Source organism: Micromonospora sp. KC207 (genome assembly GCF_004348615.1).
GTDB lineage: Bacteria > Actinomycetota > Actinomycetes > Mycobacteriales > Micromonosporaceae > Micromonospora.
In genome coordinates this window covers 1-6994 of the sequence record NZ_SMKJ01000332.1, presented here as the reverse complement: position 1 = coordinate 6994, position 6994 = coordinate 1, and the positions used below count along the sequence as shown (strand labels likewise).

Genomic DNA, 6994 nt, shown 5'->3' with positions numbered 1-6994 from the left:
CCAGCCGCCCGTACGCCCAGCCGAGCTTCCCCACTCGCCCGACGGTTTCGTCGGCCGGCGGGCCGAGCTGGCGGCCCTCGACGCGCAGCTCGACGCCGGGCGGCGCTCCGGCCGCCCCCGGATCGTCGTCGTCGACGGGATGGGCGGGATCGGCAAGACCGCCCTCGCCCTGCACTGGGGCCACCTGCGGCGCGACGCGTTCGCGGACGGTCAGCTCTACCTCGACCTGCGCGGGTTCAGCCCGAGCGCCACCCCGATGACCCCGGCCGAGGCGCTGCCCCGGCTGCTGCTCTCGCTCGGCGTGGCGCCGTCGGCCGTGCCGCCGTCCGCCGACTCCCAGGCCGCCCGGCTGCGCAGCCTCACCGACGGCCGCCGGATGCTGATCGTCCTCGACAACGCGTACGACGCCGCGCAGGTCCGGCCACTGCTGCCGGGCAACACCGCCGGCCTGGTCGTGGTGACCAGCCGTCGACGGCTCCTCGGGCTGGTCGTGCGCGAACAGGCGGTGCCACTGGGGCTCGCCCCGCTACGCCCGGCCGAGTCTGCGGACCTGGTCGCCGGCTGCCTGCACGAGTCCCGGCCCGCCGAGCGGGAGGCGCTCGCCGACTACTGCGGCCATGTGCCGCTGGCCATCCGCATCGTCGCCGCCCGGGCGCTCGAACTGCCCGACCGCCCCCTCGGCGACCTGGTGGACGAGTTGCGCCAGGGCCGGCGCCTCGACGCCTTCGCCGGGTCCGACGGCCCCGACACCAACCTCCGCACGGTCTTCTCCTGGTCGTACCGGTCCCTGTCGGCACCGGCGGCCGGGCTGTTCTGGCGGCTGGCCCTGCACCCCGGCCAGGGCGTGGGGGCCCCCGCCGTGGCGGCGCTCGCCGGCGTCGACCTGCCCCGCGCCCGGGAGCTGGCCGGCGAGCTGACCCGGGCCAGCCTTCTGCACCGCACCGGCCCGGACCGCTACCAGTTCCACGACCTCGTCGGCGCGTACGCCACCGAGCTGGCCGGCGCGCCGGCGCACGCCGAGGAGCGGAGGCTCGCGCTGCGCCGCGTCCTCGACTGGTACCTGCACACGATCGACGCCGCCGAGCGGGTGCTCCAGCCGCACCGGCCCCGCTTCGACCCGACGCCGCCCTCCCTGGTCGAGCCGCTGCGTTTCGACAGCTACGCCGATGCCCTGAGCTGGTGCGAGGTCGAGCGGTCGAGCCTCGTGCCGGTGGTGCGGGCCGCAGCGGCGAACGGGCTGCCCGGGCACGCGTGGCAGGTCGCGCTCGCCGCGTCGGCGTACTGGTACATCGTCAAGCGGCGCGAGGACTGGGTGGCGGCCAGCGAGGTCGGGCTCGCCGCCACCCGGTCCCTGGGCGACCGGCTGGCCGAGGGGGCGCTGCTCACGCGGCTGGCCACGGCGCTCTGCGAGAGCCGGCGCTACCCGGAGGCCATCGAGCTGTACCAGGAGTCGCTGCGGGCGCACGAGGCGAGCGGGTACCGCGACTGGCGTCCGACGACCCTGAACAGCCTCGCCGTCGCGCACGCCGAGGCGGGCCGGCCCGACCATGCGCTCGCCACGTTCGCCCTCGCCCGCGACGAGCACCGGCTCCAGGGCAACCGGTGGGGCGAGGGCGTGGCGCTGCAGAACATGGCGCAGTGTCACGCCCTGCTGGGCGAGCCGGAGAAGGCGATCGCCCGCCACGAGGAGGCTCTCGTTGCCGTGCGCGACACCGGCGACCGGTACGCGGAGGCCATCTGCATCGCCAACCTGGGCGAGGCCCACGCCGAGCTGGGGGACCACGAGCGGGCGATCCGACGCTTCCGGGAGGCGGTTCGGCTGCACGTGTCGACCGGCAACGCGCACGGCCGGGCGCGGACCCTGCTGGAGCTGGGCCGGTCCCTGGCCGGCCTGGGCGATCTCGCAGCGGCCCGGTCCTGCTGGCGGGAGGCGCTGGCGGTCTTCGAGGAGCTCGGCGACCCCGAGGCCGACGAGATCCGCGCCCTGCTGCGGGAGCCGGCCGCGTCCGCCTCCGTCTGAGTCACCTGCGTCCGGTCACCAGGTCGGTGGTCCCGGCAGCCCGTAACCCCCGTCACTCCTCGTCTGGTCGGTCGTCGTGCCAGCGCTGCCGCCACTCGACCTCCCGCACCTCGTGGGCGGTTCGCTCGGCGAAGACCGCCTGGCGCAGCGCGCGCCGGGAGTCGGCCATCACCACCACCTCCACGGCCACCAGGCCGACGCAGACCCCGGTGAGCAGGACCAGCGCGGCCAGAGCCGGAATCCGGCCGGCGACCGGCACCAGTGCCAGGATCAGCAGCACCGCGCCGGCGCGGGCCCAGGTGAGGGTGCGCAGGGTGCGCAGCTGGAGGAGCATGTCGCCGGCCAGGTAGCAGGCCACCCCGCCGAAGAGCAGCGGCACCCCGGGACCGCGCAGCGGCTCCGCCAGTGACGGGTGCGGCTCGCTGAGCAGGTTCAGCGTCTGCTCGGCTCCGAGGGAGAACAGGATCAACTTGGTGATCATCGGCAGGAAGAGGTAGGCGTACGCGTCGCGGGCCAGCGCCACCCGGGCCCGGCCCTGGGCGGCGTGCAGGGCGATGCGGGCCGCCGGGCCGACCACGTCGAAGTGCAGCCACCACAGCGTCGCGGCCAGGACGATGGCGACGCCGGCGGCGGTGATCGCCTGCCAGCTGAGCGGCCGGCCGGCCAGGTTGGTGCCGACGCCGACGGAGATCACCGACTCGCCGAGCGCGATCATCAGGATCAGGTCGTACCGTTCGGTCCAGTGCTCGGCCGAGGCCACCTCGCCGCCCCCGGTGCCGGCCAGCAGCCCGGTGGCGTACTGGGAGACGACCACGACCGCCCAGAACCCGTCGCGGACCAGCTCACCGGTGTGGGGGTCGGCGAGCTGGTGCGGGACGAGGGCGGCGGCGAGCAGCAGCGCGGTGCTGAACACCAGCTCCGGAGTGAGTCTCATCAGGTGCCGGTTCTCCACCGGCTGGTCCCGCAGCACGTGCCAGTAGATCCGGGCCCGAGGCGCCCCCGCCGCCGCTCGCCGCGCACCCGTCCACTCTCGCAGCGTCCGCCGGGCCTCCGGGCGGATTCGCTCAGCTCGTCGCGCGGTACCGCGCGACGTCCAGCAGCCGGCCCCGCGACGCCCGACGGGCGCCCCGGTCGGCGTGACCGGAGCGCCCGTCGGGGGAGACGGCGGCGGTTACAGGCCCAGCTCGGCCTCGAAGTTGCCGCCCTCCAGCCGCTCCTTGACCGCGACCAGGAAGCGGGCCGCGTCGGCGCCGTCGATCAGCCGGTGGTCGTACGACATGGCCAGGTAGACCATCGAGCGGACCGCGACGACCTCGCCCAGCTCCGGGTCGTTGACCACGACCGGGCGCTTCACCACGGCACCCGTGCCGAGCATCGCCGACTGCGGCGACGGCACGATCGGGGTGTCGAACAGCGCGCCCCGGCTGCCGGTGTTGGTCAGCGTGAACGTGGCACCGGCGATCTCGTCCGGACTGATCTTGTTGGTCCGGGTACGCTCCGCCAGGTCGGCGATCCGCTTCGCCAGGCCACCCAGGTTGAGGTCGCCCGCCCCGTGGATCACCGGCACCATCAGGCCGCGCTCGGTGTCCACCGCGATGCCGAGGTGCTCGGCGTCCGGGTAGGTGATCGTCCCGGCGTCGAGGTCCATGCTGGCGTTGACGATCGGGTACGTCTGAAGCGCCTCGACCGCCGCGAGGGCGAAGAACGGCAGGAACGACAGCTTCACGCCGTGCCGTTGCAGGAACGAGTCCTTTGCCCGGACCCGCAGCTTGGCGACCTTGGTGACGTCCACCTCGACGACGGTGGTGAGCTGCGCCATCTCGTGCAGCGACTGCTGCATCCGCTTGGCGATGGTCGCCCGGATCCGGGGCAGCTTCTCGGTCGTGCCGCGCTTCGCGCTCGGCTGCGGCTTCGCGGCCGGCTGCGCCGGGGCCGCAGCGGCGGCGGGCTGCGCCGCCGGGGCCGGGGCCGCCTTCGCCGCCTTGGCCTTCTCGGCCGCCTCAAGCACGTCCTGCTTGCGGATCCGGCCACCCACGCCGGTGCCGTTGACCGAGGAGAGGTCGACGCCGTGCTCGCTGGCGAGCTTGCGCACCAGCGGGGTCACGTACCCGGATGCCTCCTCGCCGCCGCCCTGGGCGGGCGCGGTCGGGCGCGCCGGGGTGGCGGTCGGGGCCGGCGGCTGCGCCTGCTGCTCGGCCTGCGCCGGCTTGGCCGCCGTCTCGGCCTCCGCCGACGGCTCGTTGTACGACATGCCGGGCGTCGGCTCCTCGGCTCTGGGCGCCGGGGCGGCCTCGGCCTTCGGCTCGGGCTTGGGCTCGGCCTTCGGCTCGGGCTTGGGCTCGGCCTTCGGCTCCGGCTTGGCCTTGGCAGGGGCGGCGCCGGCCGCGCCGACGATCGCCAGGACGGCCCCGACGGCGGCGGTCTCGTCCTCGGCGACCTTGATCTCCAGCAGGGTGCCGGCGACCGGGGACGGGATCTCGGTGTCCACCTTGTCGGTGGAGACCTCCAGCAGCGGCTCGTCGACCTCGACGGTGTCGCCGACCTGCTTGAGCCAGCGGGTGACGGTGCCCTCGGTGACGCTCTCGCCCAGGGCCGGCATCTTCAACGGGGTGCCCTCGCCGGCCGGCGCCGGAGCGGCCTCGGCGGCCGGTGGCTGCTCGACGGCCGGCTGCTCCGCCTCGGCCTGCGGCGCGGCGGCGGCCTCCTCGGCCGGCTCCTCCTGCCCGGCGGCTTCGTCCTCGCCCGCGGACTCGCCCGCCCCCAGGATCACAGCCAGCTCGCTGCCCACCTCGGCGGTCTCGTCCTCGCTCACCACGATCCGGCGCAGCACGCCCGCCGCCGGCGACGGGATCTCGGTGTCGACCTTGTCGGTCGAGACCTCGAGCAGCGGCTCGTCGACCTCGACCGTGTCGCCCTCCTGCTTGAGCCAGCGGGTGACGGTGCCCTCGGTGACGCTCTCGCCGAGCCGAGGCATGGTGACCGATACCGGCATCTTCTAAGACTCCTTCATTCCCCTGGTGCGATCTCGCCCGTCTGCCGCCGGACGCCGCGGAATCAGTTCTCGATCAGGCGTGCGCGTGCAGCGGCTTGCCGGCGAGGGCGAGGTGCGCCTCGCCCAGGGCCTCGCCCTGGGTCGGGTGGGCGTGCACGAGCTGCGCCACCTCGGCCGGGTAGGCCTCCCAGTTGTAGATGAGCTGCGCCTCGCTGACCAGCTCGCCGACCCGGGCGCCGACCATGTGCACGCCGACGACCGGCCCGTCCTCCACCCGGATCAGCTTCACGAAGCCGGCGGTCCTGAGGATTTGGCTCTTGCCGTTGCCGCCCAGGTTGTAGTTGTACGTCTTGATCTTCTCGGCGCCGTACTGCTCCTTGGCCTTCGCCTCGGTGAGGCCGACCGACGCCAGCTCCGGGTCGCAGTAGGTGACCCGGGGGATGCCGGCCTCGTCGATCACGGCGGGGTTCTGGCCCGCGATCTCCTCGGCCACGAAGATGCCCTGCTGGAAGCCCCGGTGAGCGAGCTGAAGGCCGGGCACGATGTCGCCGACCGCGTAGACGTTCGGCACGCCGGTGCGCAGCCGCTCGTCGGTCAGCACGTACCCGCGATCGGTCTTCACGCCCTGCTCCTCGTACCCGAGGTCGGCGGTGCGCGGGCCGCGGCCCACGGCGACCAGCAGCAGCTCGGCCTCGACGGTCTCGCCGCCGGCGATGGTGACCCGGACGCCGTTCTCGGTCTTCTCGACCTTCTCGAACGGCTTGCCGACCTTGAACTTGATCTGCCGTTTGCGGAAGGCCCGCTCCAGCGCCTTCGACGACTCCTCGTCCTCGGCGGCGACCAGCCGGGGCAACGCCTCGACGATCGTGACGTCCACGCCGAAGGACTTCCACACGCTGGCGAACTCGACGCCGATCACGCCGCCGCCCAGCACGATCGCCGAGGCCGGGACCCGGTCCAGGGTCAGCGCGTGGTCGCTGGTGATGATCCGCTCGCCGTCGACCTCCAGGCCGGGCAGGCTCTTCGCGTACGAGCCGGAGGCGAGCACGACGTTGCGGCCGGTGTACCGCTTCCCGTCCACCTCGACGGCGTTCGGGGCGACCAGCCGGCCGTGGCCCTCGACGATCGTGATCGCCTTGTTGCCCTTGAGCATCCCCTGCAGGCCCTTGTACAGGCGGGCGATCACGCCGTCCTTGTACGAGTTGACCGCCGCCATGTCGATGCCGACCAGCTCGGCCTTCACGCCGAACTGCTCCGACTCCCGCGTCTGGTCGGCGATCTCGGCGGCGTGCAGCAGGGCCTTCGTCGGGATGCAACCGTTGTGCAGGCAGGTCCCGCCGAGCTTGCCCTTCTCGACCAGCGCCACGGTCAGGCCCAGCTGGACGGCGCGCAGGGCGGTCGCGTAGCCGCCGCTGCCACCTCCGAGGATGACGATGTCGAAGGTCGCTTCGTTCGGCTCGCTCACGTCCAACTCCCAGTTCGCGTCACTGCATCGGGGGTCATGGCGGGGCGGCACGGACAGACCCCACCTCGGTCATCTTGTCACCACCGCGTACCGGGCGCGTAGTGAGGTGCCCAACGACACGTCTCCGACACGTACGCTTGGCACCGGTTTCGATGACGGATATGGGGGAGACGGTCGGTGGCGCTGTTCCGACGACGCAAGCAGGCGCGCCCGGCGGGGCAGGACCGCGCGCCCGACCGCGCCGATCTCGACCATCTTGAGAACTTCGTCCGGACCCGGCGGGGGGTCGAGGCGTACATCGAGCCCCGCACCACGGTCACCGAGACCACCGTGATCCTCATCGCCGACGACGGAGAGTGGACCCGCCGGCGCGTCGACGGCCCGGAAGGGGCCCGCCGGTTCGCCCACAAGCTGGCCATCCCGATCTACGACGTGCGCCTCATGGGCTACCCGCAGCGGATGCGGGACTACAACGAGCGCCGCAAGCGCCGCCCCGAGCTGTACTGAGCCGCGCCAC

5 protein-coding genes are annotated in these 6994 nt (G+C 73.6%); 2 read left to right on the top strand and 3 right to left on the bottom strand.

Annotated elements, in window-relative coordinates; genetic code table 11:
• On the top strand, positions 1-2020 hold a 2020-nt coding region (locus tag E1258_RS28255; protein ID WP_132406484.1), incomplete at its 5' end, for a tetratricopeptide repeat protein.
• A gap of 52 nt (positions 2021-2072) precedes the next feature.
• Here the strand turns inward: E1258_RS28255 and E1258_RS28250 are convergent.
• The 3 genes from E1258_RS28250 to lpdA form a co-directional block, all read right to left on the bottom strand.
• Positions 2073-3002 carry a low temperature requirement protein A gene (locus tag E1258_RS28250; protein ID WP_305847281.1) on the bottom strand — a complete coding sequence of 310 codons (930 nt, stop codon included), beginning with the start codon at positions 3000-3002 and terminating at the stop codon, positions 2073-2075.
• Between the two features lie 189 nt (positions 3003-3191).
• The gene (gene sucB / locus E1258_RS28245; RefSeq protein WP_132406482.1) at positions 3192-5012 is read right to left on the bottom strand and encodes a 2-oxoglutarate dehydrogenase, E2 component, dihydrolipoamide succinyltransferase; all 1821 of its coding nucleotides are present in this window, start codon (positions 5010-5012) and stop codon (positions 3192-3194) included.
• A gap of 73 nt (positions 5013-5085) precedes the next feature.
• Entirely contained in the window at positions 5086-6477 is a 1392-nt protein-coding gene (gene lpdA, locus E1258_RS28240; protein WP_132406480.1) for a dihydrolipoyl dehydrogenase, read from the bottom strand.
• Positions 6478-6654: 177 nt separating this feature from the next.
• On the opposite strand from lpdA, the gene E1258_RS28235 reads away from it, so the two are divergent.
• Positions 6655-6984, top strand: coding sequence for a hypothetical protein (locus E1258_RS28235; RefSeq protein ID WP_007072262.1), 330 nt, complete (start codon positions 6655-6657; stop codon positions 6982-6984).
• Positions 6985-6994: the final 10 nt, after the last annotated feature.